This window comes from Streptococcus parasanguinis (genome assembly GCF_047465465.1).
GTDB classification, from domain to species: domain Bacteria; phylum Bacillota; class Bacilli; order Lactobacillales; family Streptococcaceae; genus Streptococcus; species Streptococcus parasanguinis_AI.
In genome coordinates this window covers 778,119-794,613 of the sequence record NZ_JASGZU010000001.1, presented here as the reverse complement: position 1 = coordinate 794,613, position 16,495 = coordinate 778,119, and the positions used below count along the sequence as shown (strand labels likewise).

The window sequence follows — 16,495 nt, the reverse complement described above, 5'->3', positions numbered from 1 at the left end:
TTGGAATCCAATCCCACATCATTTTTCGGATGTGGGATTTTTGCTTTTGACGCGGGGAGCTTGGGAAAATGATTTGGCAAAAATGATGCAAGTTAGTAGAATTCATGGTATAATGGAATGTAAAAATTTTTTATGAAAGAAAGTTAACCATGAATTTAAAAGATTACATTGCAAGCATTGAAAACTATCCACAAGAAGGGATTACCTTCCGTGATATCAGCCCTTTAATGGCGGATGGCAATGCTTATAGTTATGCGGTTCGTGAAATCGTTCAATACGCAACCGATAAGAAGATCGATATGATCGTCGGTCCTGAAGCGCGTGGGTTCATCGTTGGATGTCCGGTCGCTTTTGAATTGGGAATTGGATTTGCACCTGTTCGTAAGCCTGGTAAGTTGCCACGTGAAGTCATCTCTGCTGACTACGAAAAAGAATACGGTGTCGATACCCTCTGCATGCACGCAGATGCTATCAAACCAGGTCAACGTGTTCTCATCGTTGATGACCTTTTGGCGACTGGTGGTACGGTGAAAGCAACCATCGAAATGATCGAAAAACTCGGTGGGGTCGTTGCAGGGTGTGCCTTCTTGATCGAGTTGGATGAATTGAAAGGTCGCGAAGCGATCGGAGATTACGACTACAAAGTTTTGATGCATTACTAATATAGTCTAATACTATAACTGGCTACAGAAAAACCATAATTGAAAACTATAAGCTCCTATCATATAATGTTAGTTAAGAACTTGTAAGATGGGAGCTTTTTATGCCAATTACTCTAGATAAAAAATTACCAGCAGTCGATATCCTTCGTTCAGAAAATATTTTTGTCATGGATGATGTTCGGGCGACTCACCAGGATATTCGGCCCATGAATGTTCTCATTCTTAATCTGATGCCGACCAAGGTTGCGACAGAAACCCAGCTCTTACGGCTCCTTGCTAACACGCCCTTGCAGATCAATGTAGATTTCCTCTACATGGCGAGCCATGAGTCTAAAAATACAGCGGCAGAGCATTTGGAGAGCTTCTATAAGACTTTTGAGGATATCAAGGATAATTACTATGACGGCTTGATTGTGACAGGGGCGCCTGTCGAAAAGATGGACTTTGAGGAAGTGGACTACTGGGAAGAATTGACCCAGGTTTTTGAATGGTCCAAGCGTCATGTCTTTTCGACCTTGCACCTTTGTTGGGGAGCCCAGGCTGGACTGTACCACCGTTACGGGATTCAAAAAGTAGAACTCTGTGACAAGCTATCCGGTATCTATGACCAAGCAGTGGTGCGTCCCGATAGTCTTCTTATGAGAGGCTTTGACGATCGCTTCCTTGCCCCTCATTCTCGCTATACGGATATTCCTTTGAAGGAAGTCCTTGAAAAGAGCAATCTTCAAGTGATCGCTCAAGGAAATGAAGTTGGCCTTTCCATCATTGCCAGTCCAGATATGCGTGAGGTCTATAGCTTTGGCCATCTGGAATATGATCGCGATACGCTGGCTAAGGAATACAACCGAGATGTCAAGGCAGGCTTGGATCCGGATATCCCTAAGAATTACTTTGATGGGGATGATGCCAGTACAGAGCCTCGCATTCGCTGGAATCTAGCTGCGACAACCTTCTTTAGTAATTGGATCAACTATGCGGTTTATCAAGAAACACCTTACCGCTTGGAAGAATTGGAAAAAGATATTTCATTTTATGGTTACCTATAAAGGGGAATTATGACATATTCACAAGCATTTAAGTATGGCAACTTGGTTCTTCCAAGTGCCTTGCTTTTTCATTATCATGAATTGTTTGACCAAGCAGATGACTACTTGGTTTGGCAGTTTTTCTTCCTTCAAAATACGACAGGTCAAGAGACCTTGACTCCCAATCAGATTGCTAGTCATCTGGGAAAAACGGTGACAGAGGTCAATCGGATTATGTCCAATTTGACCACCAAGGGACTTCTTCAATATCGGACCATTGAACTCAATGGCGAGATTGAAGCCATCTTTGATGCGACCATTGCCCTGGAACGCTTGGATGAAATTTTAGAGGCTCAGACACAAGGGAAGACACAGAGTGCTCCTGCTAAGGGAAATGTCATCAAGGACTTGGTGGAAACCTTCCAACAGGAGCTTGGACGACTCTTGACACCTTTTGAGATTGAAGACCTGACCAAGACCGTGCGCGAGGATCAGACAGATCCAGATGTGATCAAGGCAGCGCTACGAGAAGCTGTCTTTAATGGCAAGCCTCACTGGAAATATATCCAGGCCATTTTGCGAAACTGGCGCAGTGAAGGTATCAACAGCCTGGTCCAAGTAGAGGCGAAACTACAAGAACGCGAGCAAGCCAACCCACGCAATGTGACGGTTTCAGACGATTTCTTGAAGGCCATGGATTTGTGGAAGGATTAAAAAAAACTGAGAGTGGGACAGAAATCGGTAATTCGTTAGAATTCGATTTCGTCGTCCCACCTCCGCACAGTTGAGTAGGGCTGTAAGAGCTGATGAAATCAGCGTAGTAGAGGCCACTCAACCACTGCGTCTTGCTCGACAATCCAAAAATAATTGAGAGGCTAGGACTTTTGTCCCAGCCTCATTTTTTCGTTTATAAATAGTCCGCGTAGGCTTTTGCTAGTTTGGTAAGGAGTTCTTGTTTTTCCTCCTCACTAGCAAAGGAAGCCTGGATGGCATCGATATTGTGTTGGTAAAAGTCAGTTTCCTTGGTTTGAAAATGCTGATGATAGAGGGCGTATTCCTTGGTGAGGTCGGTATCAGATACAGTCCGGTTATCGGTATTGATACTGATCCGAGCTCCGGCCGCCTTCATTTTCAAATAAGGGAAATCTTCTATAGTCGGTGCTGCTTTTGTTTGTAGGTTGCTGGTCAAGCAGAGTTCACCAGTGACCCCATTTTCAATAAAGGATTGGAGTAAGGCTGGTTCATGAGATAGAGCCGTCACGTGGCCATTGCGTTTGATGCCAAATGCAATCGATTGGGCAACAAAGTGTGGGCAATGACACTCACCTGCATGAAGCGTCATAGGACGATGGTAACTCTTGACTTGCTCAATTAGAGGTCGAATATCTTCTGGAGAGTAGTTGTGCTCATCCCCGGCAAAGTCAAAACCAACAAAATCCTGATAACTAACTTGGTTGGCTTCTGCAAGAATGCGAGAGGTGACTTCTTGATCGGACTGGCGCATTCCACAGACCAAGGCTTTTGCAACAATGCCAAATTCCTCCTGGGCTTGGCGTAGACCATCGCAGACTGCATCGATAGTTTCTGGGACGGTGAGCCCTTGGTCCATGGACAATTCTGGTGCAAAACGAACTTCGATGTAGACGACATTTTCGAGAGCAGCTTGCTTGGCCACATCGTAAGCAGCAAGCGTCAAGGCTTCCTTAGTTTGAAGGAGGGGCCGAATGTAGTCAAATGCCTCCAAATAGTCCAAAAGATTCTCACAGTGGGCAGGCGCAGTGACATGGTGCTTGAGCTCCTCATCGCTAGCAGGTAGGTCAATATTGGCCATAGCTGCCAGCTGGCGAATGATTGGAAGCGATAAGGAACCGTCTAAGTGACAGTGAAGTTCTGTCTTTGCCAAACTATGAAAATCGATCGTGGACATGGTTTTCTCCTTAAAATTGTATTTTTTCTATACTATCATTTTGGCAAAAAAAGTCAAGTAGCCTTCGCGTAGCAGATCTTTGAAAGGGAGGCCGATATTTGATATGCTAAGAGTAGCGAAATAAAGGAGAAGAAAGATGTCAGACTATCAATTACCAGAAGTATGGAAAGCACCGAGCCAAATGGGAGGAGCCTGGGGTGGCTTGAACCAACCAACAGCAGGTGCCCGCTTTGAACAAACCCTTCCAAAAGGCGACCAGCATTTCCAACTCTATACCCTTCCAACACCCAATGGGATCAAGGCCACCATTATGCTGGAGGAATTGAAAGATCTGGGAGTGGATGCAGGCTATGACGCTTATCGGATCAAGATTGGTGAGGGAGATCAGTTTGGTAGTGACTTTGTAGCCATCAATCCCAATTCGAAAATTCCAGCCATGTTGGATCAATCAGGCGATCAAGCTATTCGTGTCTTTGAATCAGCTAATATTCTCTTGTATCTAGCTGAGAAATTTGGCAAATTAATCCCGACTGATCCGTCTAAACGGACAGAGGTGCTCAACTGGCTCTTCTGGCAGACAGGTGCAGCACCATTCTTAGGGGGAGGCTTTGGTCATTTCTTCCACTATGCACCAGAGAAAATCGAGTATGCCATCAACCGCTTTGCCATGGAAGCCAAACGGCAATTGGACCTATTGGACAAGGAACTTGCCACTAAACCTTATATCGCAGGGGATGACTATACCATTGCAGATATTGCCATCTGGTCTTGGTATGGCCGTCTAGCCCAAGACAAGGTCTGGGACCGTGCAGGGATTTTCCTAAATGTGAAGGAATACAAGCATCTGCAAGCTTGGACAGAGAAAATTGCCAATCGCCCAGCTGTGAAACGTGGCTTGGAAGTAGAATATAAGGAAATTGATGCATAATGAAAAGGCGCCGTTGCGCCTTTTTTTAATGGTGCAAACATGGTATACTAAAGGGTGGAATAAAAGTTTAGAAAGTAGCACATGGAATTTACAAAATTATCAAATCGCTTGGACTTGGTGGCTAGCTTCGTCCCTGCTGGAGCGCGTCTGTTGGACGTGGGGAGTGACCATGCTTATCTCCCAATCGCCCTCTTACAAGAAGGCAAGATTGAGGCTGCCATTGCAGGGGAAGTGGTAGAGGGGCCTTATCAGTCTGCCCTCCAAAATGTTGCGGATAATGGCTTAGAAGACAAGATTGAAGTCCGTCTAGCCAATGGCTTGGCTGCCTTTGAACCAACAGACGGTATTTCCTGTATCACCATTGCTGGCATGGGAGGACGCTTGATTGCAGACATCCTAGCCGCAGGTCTAGAAAAATTAGCCAGTGTCTCTCGCTTGGTCCTCCAACCCAATAATCGGGAAGATGAACTGCGGGCTTGGTTAGTCGACAATGATTTCCGCATTGTTGATGAAGCCATCTTGGAAGAAAATGAGAAGTTCTATGAGATCCTCGTGGTGGAACAGGGTTATCAAGAGTTGTCAGCCAAGGAACTACGCTTTGGTCCCCATTTGATGCAGGAACAAGCTCCAGCGTTTGTCCAAAAGTGGTCCAAGGAAGTGGAGAAATTAGCCTTTGCCTTGGAGCAGGTACCAGTTGAGAATCAATCTGCCAGAGCATCGTTAGAAGAGCGCATCGCTCACATCAAGGAGGTCCTAAATGCTAGCAAGTGAAGTCATTAAACGCTATGAAGCCTACTGTCCTCAGGAGCTTTCCATGGAGGGAGATGTCCGTGGGCTACAGGTCGGTACGCTGCAAAAAGACATCCATAAGGTCATGGTGGCCCTAGATATCCGCGAGCAGACGGTGGCTGAAGCTATCGCCCATGGGGTGGACTTGATCATCGTCAAGCACGCGCCTATTTTCCGTCCGATTAAGGATCTGGTAGCCGATCGGGCCCAAAATCAGATTTATATCGATTTGATCAAGCATGATATAGCAGTCTACGTCAGCCATACTAATATTGACATTGTCCCAGATGGTCTCAACGATTGGTTCTGCCAGCTCTTGGACATTGAAGATACAGAACCCCTCAGTATGACGGGAGAAGGGCTCGGAATTGGTCGCATCGGTCGGGTAGCTACTCAAACCTTTGGACAGTTGGCTAGCAAGGTTAAAGAAACCTTTGGCTTAGATGCTTTGCGCATAGTCAGTTATGACCAGGCAGATTTGGAACGGGTTATCAAGCATGTCGCTATCTGTGGAGGAAGTGGCCAGTCCTTTTACAAGGATGCTCTCGCTAAGGGAGCAGAGGTCTATATCACAGGAGATATTTACTACCACACGGCTCAGGACATGCTGAGCGATGGCCTCTTGGCCTTGGACCCAGGTCACCATATCGAAGTTCTCTTTGTGTCAAAATTAGTAGAAAAGCTCAATCAGTGGAAGGCTGAGGAAGCCTGGGAGATTGAAGTGATTGGCAGTCAAGCCAGCACCAATCCTTTTTACCATATCTAAGGGGTCATGATGAAAGTTGCCATTATCGGTGCAGGGATCGTGGGATCCACTGCCGCCTATTATTTATCCAAAGAAGCACAAGTGGATGTGACCGTCTATGACCATGGAGTCGGCCAAGCAACCAAGGCGGCTGCTGGCATTATCAGTCCCTGGTTTTCCAAGCGGAGAAATAAAGCCTGGTATCGCCTGGCTCGTCTGGGAGCAGATTTTTACCAAGAATTTGTAGAAGACCTGGACAAGGACGGTATTCATACAGATTTTTACCAGCAGACGGGTGTCTATCTTCTCAAGAAAAAGGAGGAGAAATTAGACGAACTCTATCAGTTGGCGCTGAGCCGTCGGGAGGAATCTCCCTTAATCGGGGACTTGGCGATTTTGACTAAGGAAGAAGTAGCCCAGCAATTCCCAGGTCTACAAGGCTTTGAGAATCTCCTTTATGCATCAGGTGGTGCTCATGTAGAAGGAGCTCTTCTGACGGAAACGCTTCTTCAGGCAAGTGGGGCAAGAGTAATCAAGGAAGAGGTTGCTCTCTCAGTCTCAAGTGATGGCTATCAGATTGCAGGTGAAAGCTATGACCAAGTTATCCTGGCAACAGGAGCCTGGTTGGGGCAGGTACTTGAGCCACTCGGCTACCAGGTTGATGTCCGTCCGCAAAAGGGGCAACTACGGGATTATCAGCTAGACCGAGATACTGATGACTTTCCTGTGGTCATGCCAGAAGGAGAGCTGGATATCATTCCCTTCCAGCAAGGCAAGATCAGTATGGGAGCCACTCATGAAAATGAGATGGGCTTTGACCTGACAGTGGATCAGGCTTTGCTCAATCAGATGGAAACAGAAGCTTTGGCCTACTATCCAGAACTAGCTCAAGCAGAAGTTATCGGGGAGCGCGTGGGAACACGGGCCTACACCAGTGACTTTTCACCATTCTGGGGAGCTGTTCCTGATCAAGCAGGCCTCTATGTCGCCAGTGGACTTGGTTCGTCTGGCCTCACCACAGGTCCCCTCATTGGTTGGCATCTAGCTCAACTAGTGGTAGGAGGAAACCTGCGCTTAGATCCAGCGGATTATCCAGTTGAACAATATGTGAAGAAGTAGGCTGGGACAAAAGTCCTAGCCTCTCAATTATTTTTGGATTGTCGATCAAGACGCAGTGGTTGAGTGGGCTCTACTACGCTGATTTCATCAGCTTTTACAGCCCTACTCAACTGTGCGGAGGTGGGACGACGAAATCGAATTCTAACGAATTACCGATTTCTGTCCCACTCTCTTTTTTTCGAAAGACCTTTCTTAATTGGGCTAAAAATAGTAGAATAGAACAAGTGAGTCAACAAGAAAATGGGAGTTGTTATGAATTGGTTTCAATCGCAATCCGTGGTCTTGCATGCCTTTCTCGCAGGATTGTTTACATGGGGCTGTACCATTGTCGGGTCAGCCATCGTCTTTTTCTTCAAGCATATTAGTCGCAAATTACTGGACATCATGATGGGATTTGCGGCAGGGGTCATGATTGCGGCGTCATTTTGGTCGCTCTTGCAACCGTCTATTGAGTATGCGGAAAAATCATATGGGAGCCTGGCTTGGTTGCCAGCTGCGATCGGTTTTCTAGCTGGAGGATTTTTCCTCCGCTTGATCGACGCTATCGTCCCTCACCTTCATATGACGAAGGAGATTGAAGAGGCTGAGAGTATCCATACGCCGCGGGAGAAGAAGTTGTCTAAAACAACCCTTCTCTTTCTCGCCATTACCATCCACAATTTCCCAGAAGGCTTGGCAGTCGGAGTGGCCTTTGGAGCTCTGGCTAGCAATCCAAGTCCAGAAGCCTTTATCGGGGCGGTTGGTTTGGCTATCGGGATTGGCTTGCAAAATATCCCAGAAGGGGCTGCCCTTTCTATTCCGATTCGGACTGATGGCAAATCCCGACTCAATGCCTTTTATTGGGGATCTATGTCAGCCATCGTCGAGCCCATCGGAGCCCTCCTAGGAGCTGTGGCAGTCCTATCCATGACAGCCATCTTGCCTTATGCCCTTTCTTTTGCGGCAGGGGCGATGATCTTCGTAGTGATTGAAGAGTTGATCCCAGATTCCCAGACAAATGGCAACACAGACGTTGCGACCCTTGGTCTCATGGTTGGCTTTGTCATTATGATGATCCTAGACGTCGCTTTGGGATAACCTGTCATCACCTTGTAACACAAATGCAAGGTGACTTTTTTATATAAACATGATAAAATAAGGGTAATGACTACGTAGAAAGGCCTACCATTATGAAAGGTATTATTTTAGCAGGGGGCTCAGGAACTCGCTTGTATCCATTGACACGTGCGGCTTCTAAACAGTTGATGCCCATTTATGACAAACCAATGATCTACTATCCGCTGTCAACCCTTATGTTGGCAGGGATCAAAGATATCCTGATCATCTCGACTCCTCAAGACCTTCCTCGTTTTGAAGAGCTTCTTGGAGATGGCTCTGAGCTAGGAATTTCTCTCTCTTATGCAGAGCAACCAAGTCCAGATGGTTTGGCGCAAGCCTTCATCATCGGGGAAGACTTTATCGGTGACGATCATGTTGCCCTCATCCTTGGGGACAATATCTTCCACGGAAACGGCTTAACCAAGATGTTGCAACGGGCAGAAGCGAAGGAAAAAGGAGCGACTGTCTTTGGTTACCAAGTTAAAGATCCAGAACGCTTTGGTGTGGTAGAGTTTGATGCGGATATGAATGCCATCTCTATCGAAGAAAAACCAGAACATCCGAAATCAAACTTTGCGGTGACTGGTCTTTACTTCTATGACAATGATGTAGTAGAGATTGCCAAAAACATCAAACCAAGTCCTCGTGGAGAGCTCGAAATCACCGATGTCAACAAGGCATATTTGGAGCGTGGAGATCTCTCTGTCGAGCTCATGGGCCGTGGCTTTGCTTGGTTGGATACAGGAACTCATGAAAGTCTCTTGCAGGCTTCTCAATATATCGAGACTGTTCAACGTCTTCAGAATGTCCAAGTAGCTAACCTTGAGGAAATCGCCTATCGTATGGGCTATATTACTAAAGAGCAAGTCTATGAATTGGCTCAACCTCTGAAGAAAAACGAATACGGACAATATTTGCTCCGTTTGATTGGAGAAGCTTAATGACAGAACAATTTTTCGAGAAAGAATTAGCAGCCCGCAAGATTGAAGCGATTCCTGGTTTGTTGGAGTTTGATATTCCAGTTCGTGGGGACAACCGTGGTTGGTTCAAGGAAAACTTCCAAAAAGAGAAGATGCTTCCTCTTGGTTTTCCAGAAAGCTTCTTTGCGGAAGGCAAGTTGCAAAACAATGTGTCTTTCTCTCGCAAGCATGTCTTGCGTGGTTTGCATGCAGAACCTTGGGATAAGTACATCTCTGTAGCAGATGAAGGAAAGGTTCTCGGTACTTGGGTAGACCTTCGTGAAGGTGAGACCTTTGGGAACACCTACCAAACTGTGATCGATGCTTCTAAAGGAATTTTTGTCCCTCGTGGCGTTGCCAATGGATTCCAAGTTTTGACGGATAAAGTGGCTTATACTTACTTAGTCAATGACTACTGGGCATTGGAGCTCAAGCCAAAATATGCATTTGTTAATTACGCAGACCCAAGCCTAGACATCCAATGGGAAAACTTGGAAGAAGCAGAAGTTTCAGAAGCTGACAAGAATCACCCATTACTCAAAGACGTTAAACCCCTCAAACCAGAGGATTTGTAAAAATGAACCTTGCATAGCAGTATCGCGACTGCAAGGAACAATCAAAACTAAAAACTATTTGGAGAAAAAATGTCAGAATACAAAAATATCATCGTAACCGGTGGCGCTGGTTTCATCGGTTCAAACTTCGTACACTATGTCTACAACAATCATCCAGATGTACATGTGACTGTCCTTGACAAACTCACTTACGCTGGTAACCGTGCTAACATTGAAGAAATCCTTGGGGATCGTGTTGAATTGGTTGTGGGTGACATTGCTGACGCAGCCTTGGTGGACCAATTAGCTGCTAAGGCAGATGCGATTGTTCACTATGCGGCTGAAAGCCACAATGACAACTCCTTGAACGACCCATCACCATTTATCCACACCAACTTCATTGGTACCTACACACTTTTGGAAGCGGCTCGCAAGTACGATATTCGTTTCCACCACGTGTCAACAGACGAAGTCTATGGGGACCTTCCATTGCGTGAAGATCTTCCTGGACATGGGGAAGGTCCTGGTGAAAAATTCACTGCTGAAACCAAATACAACCCATCATCCCCTTATTCATCAACCAAGGCTGCTTCAGACTTGATTGTGAAGGCTTGGGTTCGTTCCTTCGGTGTTAAGGCAACCATTTCAAACTGTTCAAACAACTATGGTCCATACCAACACATCGAGAAGTTCATCCCACGTCAAATCACCAATATCTTGTCTGGTATCAAACCAAAACTATATGGTGAAGGGAAGAACGTTCGTGACTGGATCCACACCAACGACCACTCAACTGGTGTTTGGGCCATCCTTACCAAGGGCCGTATCGGTGAAACTTACTTGATCGGTGCTGACGGTGAAAAGAACAACAAGGAAGTGCTTGAACTCATCCTTGAAAAAATGGGTCAACCAAAAGATGCTTACGACCGTGTAACAGACCGTGCTGGTCACGATTTGCGTTACGCCATTGATTCAACAAAATTGCGTGAAGAATTGGGTTGGAAACCACAATTCACAAACTTCGAAGCAGGTTTGGAAGACACTATCAAGTGGTATACAGACCACCAAGATTGGTGGAAGGCTGAAAAAGAAGCTGTAGAAGCCAACTACGCGAAAACACAAAAAGTTTTGAAATAAGGAAGAAGGTCCAAGTGGGAAATCGCTTGGACTTTTTCAGATATTTTTCTGAAAATCAAAAAATTAACCATTGATTTGTGGTATAATATGGTTAGTTTTTAGGATAAATCAATAAGGGGGATATGATGAATCAAAAAGATTGGGTTGAATACTTTGAAGCGGTCAATGGTCGTAAGCCAAGTATGCAAGAATTTCAAGAAGCGCGTGAAAAAGGGGAGTTTGTCGTAGAGCGAAAAGAAGCGCCGACTCCAGCAACTGAGGCACCAGCTCCAGCAACTGAAGCGCAGGCTCCTATTCAGGAAGCACCTGTTGCACCTAGCGCATCTCTTTCACAAGAGCAGACAGCTTTTGTCCAACCGCAGCCATCGGCGAAAACTTTGCAACCTGTTCCAAGACCAAAAAAATTGACATATACTTTCAATAAACAACCCCAAATTGGGGCCGCAGTTGCGGGACTTGTCGCAGTGATTTCCTTTGCTTGGTTCTTTTTCTTTTCAGGTGGACCAAGTCTAGATGGTGTTTGGTTGAGAAATACGGATTCAAGTCCGGTCACTTATGAACTAAGTGGAAAGAAACAAAGAGTCAATGGTGGCGAGACCATCAAAAAGGTTCTCAAGGGCAATGAAGCGAAAAAAGAATTTAATACCGCACTTTCTTTGTTAAATGCGACTGACTTGCATTCACTTGCGGATGTCGATAAGAAATTTAACCTGAAAACGACAGAAATAGTTGTTATTAAATCTGGTGGGAACACACGCTATAATTTGCTCCAAAAAGACGGAAGCAATATTATTTTAAGAAATGATTTATTCGACTTGAAAACTTATAAATCATACGAAGGAAACTTTGAAGAAAATTTGGTCTATCACAAGGTTGAAACACCAAAGGCCATGGTTGGAAAATGGAAGAATGTGACAGAAGGGGATAATACAACTGTTCAGATTTCAGATCATGGAATTATTAGTGATAAGTATTACGATAGCAAGGCTTACGCATTCTATTCTCTAGCTGATTCAGAAAAGTATGATGGAGACACGACTTCTAAAGAAGAGATCGAACACACATTTGAAGTAATTCAAGAAGCGGTGAAATCAGAAGGCTATCAAGTGAAGAGCGCTAAGGAAGTCTATATACAAGCTAATTCAAATTATTGTTTCGTACCTGTCAACGGTGGAAAAAATATACTCGTCCTACGTGGTGGTAATGAATTTGCCGCAAAATTAGAAAAAGTAAAATAATCAAAGGACCGCAAGGTCCTTTTTGTTTCCAAACTTCTTACTGAAAAACTATTCATGTCTAGGCAAAAATATGGTAAAATGGATAAGATGTGTCTGAGATGTCTATTTCTTCTCAGACGACTACAGGTAATGGAGTAGAAAATGCAAAATAGACCTATTATTATTGGTGTTACTGGTGGTTCTGGTGGTGGAAAGACCAGTGTGTCTCGTGCCATTTTGGCTAATTTCCCGAATGAAAAGATTGCCATGATTGAGCATGATTCTTATTACAAGGACCAGAGTCATTTGACCTTTGAGGAGCGGATCAAGACCAACTATGACCATCCTTTTGCCTTTGATACGGACTTGATGATTGCGCAGATCAATGAACTCTTGGAGGGTCGTCCGGTAGATATCCCAACCTATGACTATGCAGAGCATACACGCAGTAGCAAAACCTATCGTCAGGAGCCCCAAGATGTTTTCATCGTGGAAGGAATCTTAGTCCTTGAAGACAAGCGCCTTCGAGACTTGATGGACATCAAGATCTTTGTGGATACGGATGATGATGTTCGGATCATTCGCCGGATCAAACGCGATATGGAGGAGCGTGGACGGAGTCTCGATAGTGTTATTGAGCAGTACCTTGGAGTGGTAAAACCCATGTACCACCAGTTCATCGAGCCAACCAAGCGCTATGCCGATGTGATTATTCCTGAGGGCGTAACCAATACGGTTGCGATTGACTTGATCACAACCAAGATTGAAAAAATCCTCAACGAAGCGCGTGAAGGAAAATAAAAATAGGGAGAAAGAGGGAAATCGATCTCCAATCCAATAACAATAGTTGGAATTACGGAATGTCGCAGTAGTTGGTGAGACTCGTCATTCGCCTAAATGCTCGAAAGAGTTCTCAATCAATGTTGCGGGGGTGGTACCAGAAATGTTTTTAACGTTCTGTACTACTCCCTCTTTTTCCTAGGGAGAATGGAAATGAAAAGGGAGTTTCATTCGCGAACCAAGGCGTTCGCTTGTTTATTGACCATGTGTGCTGGTTTTTCAGATGCTTATACCTTTATCTGTCGGGGTGGGACCTTGGCGGCAGGCCAGACAGGGAATGTGGTCTTTCTATCGGTTGGTTTGATTGGCCAGCAGATCTCAGATGTAGAAGTAAAGTTAGCGACCATGTTGGCCTTTATGCTGGGGATCTTTTTAATGACGGTTTTGCGTCGCTTGATTGACAATTCAGTTTGGCGCCTCAGTACCTTAGTACCCTTTATCCTCACAACCTTGGTAACGGGATTTTTGCCAGCATCGGTAAAAAATGTCTTCATCGTGCCTTTTTTTGGCCTGAGTTTGGGAATCGTAGCGACCTCTTTTGGAGAAGTGGATGGCTACGCCTACAACCACTCTTTTATGACGGGAAATCTCAAGAAAACCATGGTAGCTTATGGGAATTTTGTCAGAGAAAAGGATAAGAAATTCCTTTGGGAAGCTATCTTTATGACCTGCTTGATCGGGAGTTTCGTCTTTGGGGCCATTTTTTCGACCTACTTGATTCAGTTTTATGGATTAGAGACCATTTGGCTAGTGTCCATCATCTTGACTATCTTTTTAATCTACCGGGCCATTCAATATTTTGAAGTCTTTCACTTCAATCGGCTGCATGAATAGATAAAGGTATCATAAAAAACTTTCCTTAGGTGAGTGCGGACGTCAGCGAACTTCTTTTAAGAAGTTCCATGACTAATTATTGAGCCTAAGGTCTCAATAATTCCGTGTGCCTGAAGCAGTTAAGCTTCAGGCACTTTTCTCACAGCGGAAAGTTTAGTAATTCTTGATCAATTTAAATTAATGAGACCTCGATTTTATCTCTTTTCAGAATCGCTTAACTTATTTTACTAAAAATTAGTTTATCTATATTCCAGAGGCTGGGACAAAAGTCCTAGCCTCTCAATTGTTTTTGGATTGTCAAGCAAGACGCAGTGGTTGAGTGGGCTCTACTACGCTGATTTCATCAGCTTTTACAGCCCTACTCAACTGTGCAGAGGTGGGACGACGAAATCGAATTCTAACGAATTACCGATTTCTGTCCCACTCTCTTTTCTTTCGCTGTTTGAAGCTTAATTTTTGGGCAAAGATTTGGTATAATGGAAGGTATGAAACATTCGGAAAAAGAATCACAATACCAGCTCTTGCTGGCTCAGTTAGACGCTCTCTTAACAGGAGAAAGCAATGCCTTGGCTAATTTGTCCAATGCCAGTGCTCTCTTAAATCAAGCCCTGCCTCGTTCGGTCTTTGCAGGTTTTTATTTGTATGACCAAACGGAATTGATCTTGGGACCTTTTCAGGGAGGTGTTTCTTGTGTCCATATCGCTCTTGGAAAGGGTGTCTGTGGAGAAGCAGCTCAAAAGCAGGAAACCATCATTGTCGATGATGTGCGCCAGCATGCCAACTATATTTCCTGTGATAGTCGGGCTATGAGTGAGATTGTGGTGCCTATGGTCAAGGACGGTCAGCTCCTTGGGGTTTTAGACCTGGATTCGGAGTGTGTCTCTGACTACGATCAGCTGGATCAGGAGTATTTAGAAAAGTTTGTCGCTCTCTTGATCGATAAGACAAACTGGGACTTTAAGATGTTTGGGGTTAAGAACTAATGTATCAAGCTTTATATCGGAAATACCGTAGCCAGACCTTTGGCCAATTGGTCGGCCAGCAAGTAGTGGCACGGACATTGAGACAGGCCGTTGAGCAGGAGAAGATCAGCCATGCCTATCTCTTTTCGGGTCCTCGTGGTACTGGGAAAACCAGTGTGGCCAAGATCTTTGCTAAGGCTATGAACTGTCCTAATCAAGTCAATGGGGAACCTTGTAACGACTGCTATATCTGTGAATCCATTACCAATGGGAGCCTGGAAGATGTCATCGAGATCGATGCGGCCTCCAACAATGGGGTGGATGAGATTCGAGATATTCGCGACAAATCCACCTATGCTCCAAGTCTAGCCAAGCACAAGGTCTACATTATTGATGAGGTCCATATGCTCTCAACAGGGGCCTTTAATGCCTTGTTGAAGACGTTGGAAGAGCCAACGGAAAACGTTGTCTTTATCCTTGCAACAACGGAGTTACACAAAATTCCAGCCACCATTCTGTCACGGGTGCAACGCTTTGAATTCAAATCCATCAAACTGCCGAATATCGTTCACCATTTGGAAAGCATCTTAGCTACAGAAGGTATTGCCTATGAAGCAGATGCTGTTCAGATCATAGCCCGGCGCGCTGAAGGTGGGATGCGGGATGCCTTGTCCATTTTGGACCAAGCCCTGAGTCTGACTGCGGGTAGTGAGTTGACGACAGCGATCGCAGAAGAGATCACCGGTTCCATCAGTCTAGCTGCGCTCGATCAGTACGTGGCTGCCATACTGGCTCATGATGCGACAGCGGCGCTGGACCAGCTGGCGATTATCTTTGATAACGGTAAGAATATGGCCCGCTTTGTCACGGACTTACTTCAATACCTGAGAGATCTCTTGATTGTTCAGACAGGCGGAGAAAACACTCACGCTAGTGACTTGTTTGCGGCGAATCTTGAAGCCGATCAAGCCCGTCTTTTTGCCCTGATTGACCAGGCGACGACTAGTCTAGCGGATATCAAAAATAGTCTGCAACCGCGAATTTACACTGAAATGATGACCATTAAATTGGCTGAAAATACGGGCCAAGCTACTAACTCAGTAGCAGTGGAGGTTCCTTCTAATGTGCTAGCTCAGCTGGAAGACTTGAAGAAGGAAGTCGCTCAACTCAAGCAACAGTTAGCGCAATCAGGTAGTAGTCTTCCTGCTTCAAAACCGGCAGTAACTCGTCCAACCAAGTCGAGCAAGGGCTACCGTGCAGATCGAAACAAGGTCAATGCCATTTTACAAGAGGCGGTTGAAAACCCAGAGTTGGCACGGACCAACTTGATCCGTCTTCAGAACGCTTGGGGGGAAATCATCGAGAGCTTGGCAGGTGCGGATAAGGCCCTCTTAATCGGATCTCAGCCGGTCGCTGCCAATGAAAATCACGCTATTTTAGCCTTTGAGTCTGCCTTTAATGCTGAACAGACTATGAAGCGGGACAACCTCAATACCATGTTTGGAAATATCCTCAGCAATGCTGCTGGCTTCTCGCCAGAGATTTTAGCGGTTTCGATGGAAGAATGGACCCAAATCCGGGCAGAGTTTTCGGCTAAGGCGCGTGGGCAAAAAGCGGAAGTGGTAGAAGAAGAGGAAAGTGTCATTCCTGAGGAATTTCACTTTTTATCCGATAAAATCACTCTGCAAGACGATTAATA

17 protein-coding genes are annotated in these 16,495 nt (G+C 45.2%); 16 read left to right on the top strand and 1 reads right to left on the bottom strand.

The genetic code is table 11. From position 1 onward, the window contains the following. The first annotated feature begins 149 nt into the window (after positions 1-149). The 3 genes from QM351_RS04025 (at position 150) to QM351_RS04015 (ending at position 2,401) form a co-directional block, all read left to right on the top strand. Positions 150-662 carry an adenine phosphoribosyltransferase gene (locus QM351_RS04025; RefSeq protein WP_347112151.1) on the top strand — a complete coding sequence of 171 codons (513 nt, stop codon included), beginning with the start codon at positions 150-152 and terminating at the stop codon, positions 660-662. Between the two features lie 101 nt (positions 663-763). Further along, positions 764-1,708, top strand: coding sequence for a homoserine O-acetyltransferase MetA (gene metA, locus QM351_RS04020; protein ID WP_414326652.1), 945 nt, complete (start codon positions 764-766; stop codon positions 1,706-1,708). A 9-nt stretch (positions 1,709-1,717) separates the two neighbouring features. After that, positions 1,718-2,401: a DnaD domain-containing protein gene (locus QM351_RS04015; RefSeq protein WP_414326650.1), complete on the top strand. Its 684-nt coding sequence runs from the start codon at positions 1,718-1,720 to the stop codon at positions 2,399-2,401. Between the two features lie 193 nt (positions 2,402-2,594). Here the strand turns inward: QM351_RS04015 and add are convergent, their stop codons facing one another. Beyond that, the gene (add, locus tag QM351_RS04010) at positions 2,595-3,614 is read right to left on the bottom strand and encodes an adenosine deaminase (protein ID WP_247923409.1); all 1,020 of its coding nucleotides are present in this window, start codon (positions 3,612-3,614) and stop codon (positions 2,595-2,597) included. Between the two features lie 136 nt (positions 3,615-3,750). Between add and yghU the strand changes: the two genes are divergently transcribed. The 13 genes from yghU to dnaX all read left to right on the top strand — a co-directional run bounded on the left by yghU (position 3,751) and on the right by dnaX (position 16,493). Further along, entirely contained in the window at positions 3,751-4,542 is a 792-nt protein-coding gene (yghU, locus tag QM351_RS04005; RefSeq protein WP_254733447.1) for a glutathione-dependent disulfide-bond oxidoreductase, read from the top strand. Positions 4,543-4,623: 81 nt separating this feature from the next. Continuing rightward, positions 4,624-5,313, top strand: a complete 690-nt coding sequence (locus QM351_RS04000; RefSeq protein WP_254733449.1) for a tRNA (adenine(22)-N(1))-methyltransferase — start codon at positions 4,624-4,626, stop codon at positions 5,311-5,313. Beyond that, a complete protein-coding gene (locus QM351_RS03995; protein WP_254733451.1) occupies positions 5,300-6,097 on the top strand; it encodes a Nif3-like dinuclear metal center hexameric protein in 798 nt (265 codons plus the stop codon). The genes QM351_RS04000 and QM351_RS03995 overlap by 14 nt, the downstream gene beginning before the upstream one ends. A 6-nt stretch (positions 6,098-6,103) precedes the next feature. After that, positions 6,104-7,195: an NAD(P)/FAD-dependent oxidoreductase gene (locus tag QM351_RS03990; protein ID WP_414326647.1), complete on the top strand. Its 1,092-nt coding sequence runs from the start codon at positions 6,104-6,106 to the stop codon at positions 7,193-7,195. Positions 7,196-7,447: 252 nt separating this feature from the next. Continuing rightward, positions 7,448-8,272 carry a ZIP family metal transporter gene (locus tag QM351_RS03985; protein WP_414326645.1) on the top strand — a complete coding sequence of 275 codons (825 nt, stop codon included), beginning with the start codon at positions 7,448-7,450 and terminating at the stop codon, positions 8,270-8,272. Positions 8,273-8,364: 92 nt separating this feature from the next. Next, positions 8,365-9,234: a glucose-1-phosphate thymidylyltransferase RfbA gene (rfbA, locus tag QM351_RS03980; protein ID WP_003011246.1), complete on the top strand. Its 870-nt coding sequence runs from the start codon at positions 8,365-8,367 to the stop codon at positions 9,232-9,234. Continuing rightward, positions 9,234-9,827: a dTDP-4-dehydrorhamnose 3,5-epimerase family protein gene (locus tag QM351_RS03975; protein ID WP_371496564.1), complete on the top strand. Its 594-nt coding sequence runs from the start codon at positions 9,234-9,236 to the stop codon at positions 9,825-9,827. The genes rfbA and QM351_RS03975 overlap by 1 nt, the downstream gene beginning before the upstream one ends. A gap of 69 nt (positions 9,828-9,896) precedes the next feature. Continuing rightward, a complete protein-coding gene (gene rfbB / locus QM351_RS03970) occupies positions 9,897-10,943 on the top strand; it encodes a dTDP-glucose 4,6-dehydratase (protein WP_371496562.1) in 1,047 nt (348 codons plus the stop codon). 125 nt (positions 10,944-11,068) lie between these two features. Beyond that, on the top strand, positions 11,069-12,181 hold the full coding sequence (locus tag QM351_RS03965; protein WP_414326642.1) for a hypothetical protein: 1,113 nt from the start codon (positions 11,069-11,071) through the stop codon (positions 12,179-12,181). Between the two features lie 141 nt (positions 12,182-12,322). After that, a complete protein-coding gene (udk, locus tag QM351_RS03960) occupies positions 12,323-12,961 on the top strand; it encodes a uridine kinase (RefSeq protein ID WP_003002524.1) in 639 nt (212 codons plus the stop codon). A 192-nt stretch (positions 12,962-13,153) separates the two neighbouring features. Continuing rightward, positions 13,154-13,834, top strand: coding sequence for a YoaK family protein (locus QM351_RS03955; protein WP_414326640.1), 681 nt, complete (start codon positions 13,154-13,156; stop codon positions 13,832-13,834). 485 nt (positions 13,835-14,319) lie between these two features. Further along, positions 14,320-14,817, top strand: coding sequence for a GAF domain-containing protein (locus tag QM351_RS03950; RefSeq protein WP_324252723.1), 498 nt, complete (start codon positions 14,320-14,322; stop codon positions 14,815-14,817). Further along, positions 14,817-16,493, top strand: a complete 1,677-nt coding sequence (dnaX, locus tag QM351_RS03945) for a DNA polymerase III subunit gamma/tau (protein ID WP_414326637.1) — start codon at positions 14,817-14,819, stop codon at positions 16,491-16,493. Before QM351_RS03950 ends, dnaX begins: the two co-directional genes overlap by 1 nt. Positions 16,494-16,495: the final 2 nt, after the last annotated feature.

What these genes read in the sequence shown, in the direction of transcription:
- QM351_RS04000 (WP_254733449.1), top strand. Translation starts at nt 4,624, where the DNA reads ATGGAATTTACAAAATTATCAAATCGCTTGGACTTGGTGGCTAGCTTC.
- dnaX (WP_414326637.1), top strand. Translation starts at nt 14,817, where the DNA reads ATGTATCAAGCTTTATATCGGAAATACCGTAGCCAGACCTTTGGCCAA.
- QM351_RS03975 (WP_371496564.1), top strand. Translation starts at nt 9,234, where the DNA reads ATGACAGAACAATTTTTCGAGAAAGAATTAGCAGCCCGCAAGATTGAA.
- QM351_RS03955 (WP_414326640.1), top strand. Translation starts at nt 13,154, where the DNA reads ATGAAAAGGGAGTTTCATTCGCGAACCAAGGCGTTCGCTTGTTTATTG.
- QM351_RS03965 (WP_414326642.1), top strand. Translation starts at nt 11,069, where the DNA reads ATGAATCAAAAAGATTGGGTTGAATACTTTGAAGCGGTCAATGGTCGT.
- metA (WP_414326652.1), top strand. Translation starts at nt 764, where the DNA reads ATGCCAATTACTCTAGATAAAAAATTACCAGCAGTCGATATCCTTCGT.
- QM351_RS03990 (WP_414326647.1), top strand. Translation starts at nt 6,104, where the DNA reads ATGATGAAAGTTGCCATTATCGGTGCAGGGATCGTGGGATCCACTGCC.
- rfbA (WP_003011246.1), top strand. Translation starts at nt 8,365, where the DNA reads ATGAAAGGTATTATTTTAGCAGGGGGCTCAGGAACTCGCTTGTATCCA.
- yghU (WP_254733447.1), top strand. Translation starts at nt 3,751, where the DNA reads ATGTCAGACTATCAATTACCAGAAGTATGGAAAGCACCGAGCCAAATG.
- QM351_RS03995 (WP_254733451.1), top strand. Translation starts at nt 5,300, where the DNA reads ATGCTAGCAAGTGAAGTCATTAAACGCTATGAAGCCTACTGTCCTCAG.
- udk (WP_003002524.1), top strand. Translation starts at nt 12,323, where the DNA reads ATGCAAAATAGACCTATTATTATTGGTGTTACTGGTGGTTCTGGTGGT.
- QM351_RS04015 (WP_414326650.1), top strand. Translation starts at nt 1,718, where the DNA reads ATGACATATTCACAAGCATTTAAGTATGGCAACTTGGTTCTTCCAAGT.
- QM351_RS04025 (WP_347112151.1), top strand. Translation starts at nt 150, where the DNA reads ATGAATTTAAAAGATTACATTGCAAGCATTGAAAACTATCCACAAGAA.
- add (WP_247923409.1), bottom strand. Translation starts at nt 3,614, where the DNA reads ATGTCCACGATCGATTTTCATAGTTTGGCAAAGACAGAACTTCACTGT.
- rfbB (WP_371496562.1), top strand. Translation starts at nt 9,897, where the DNA reads ATGTCAGAATACAAAAATATCATCGTAACCGGTGGCGCTGGTTTCATC.
- QM351_RS03950 (WP_324252723.1), top strand. Translation starts at nt 14,320, where the DNA reads ATGAAACATTCGGAAAAAGAATCACAATACCAGCTCTTGCTGGCTCAG.
- QM351_RS03985 (WP_414326645.1), top strand. Translation starts at nt 7,448, where the DNA reads ATGAATTGGTTTCAATCGCAATCCGTGGTCTTGCATGCCTTTCTCGCA.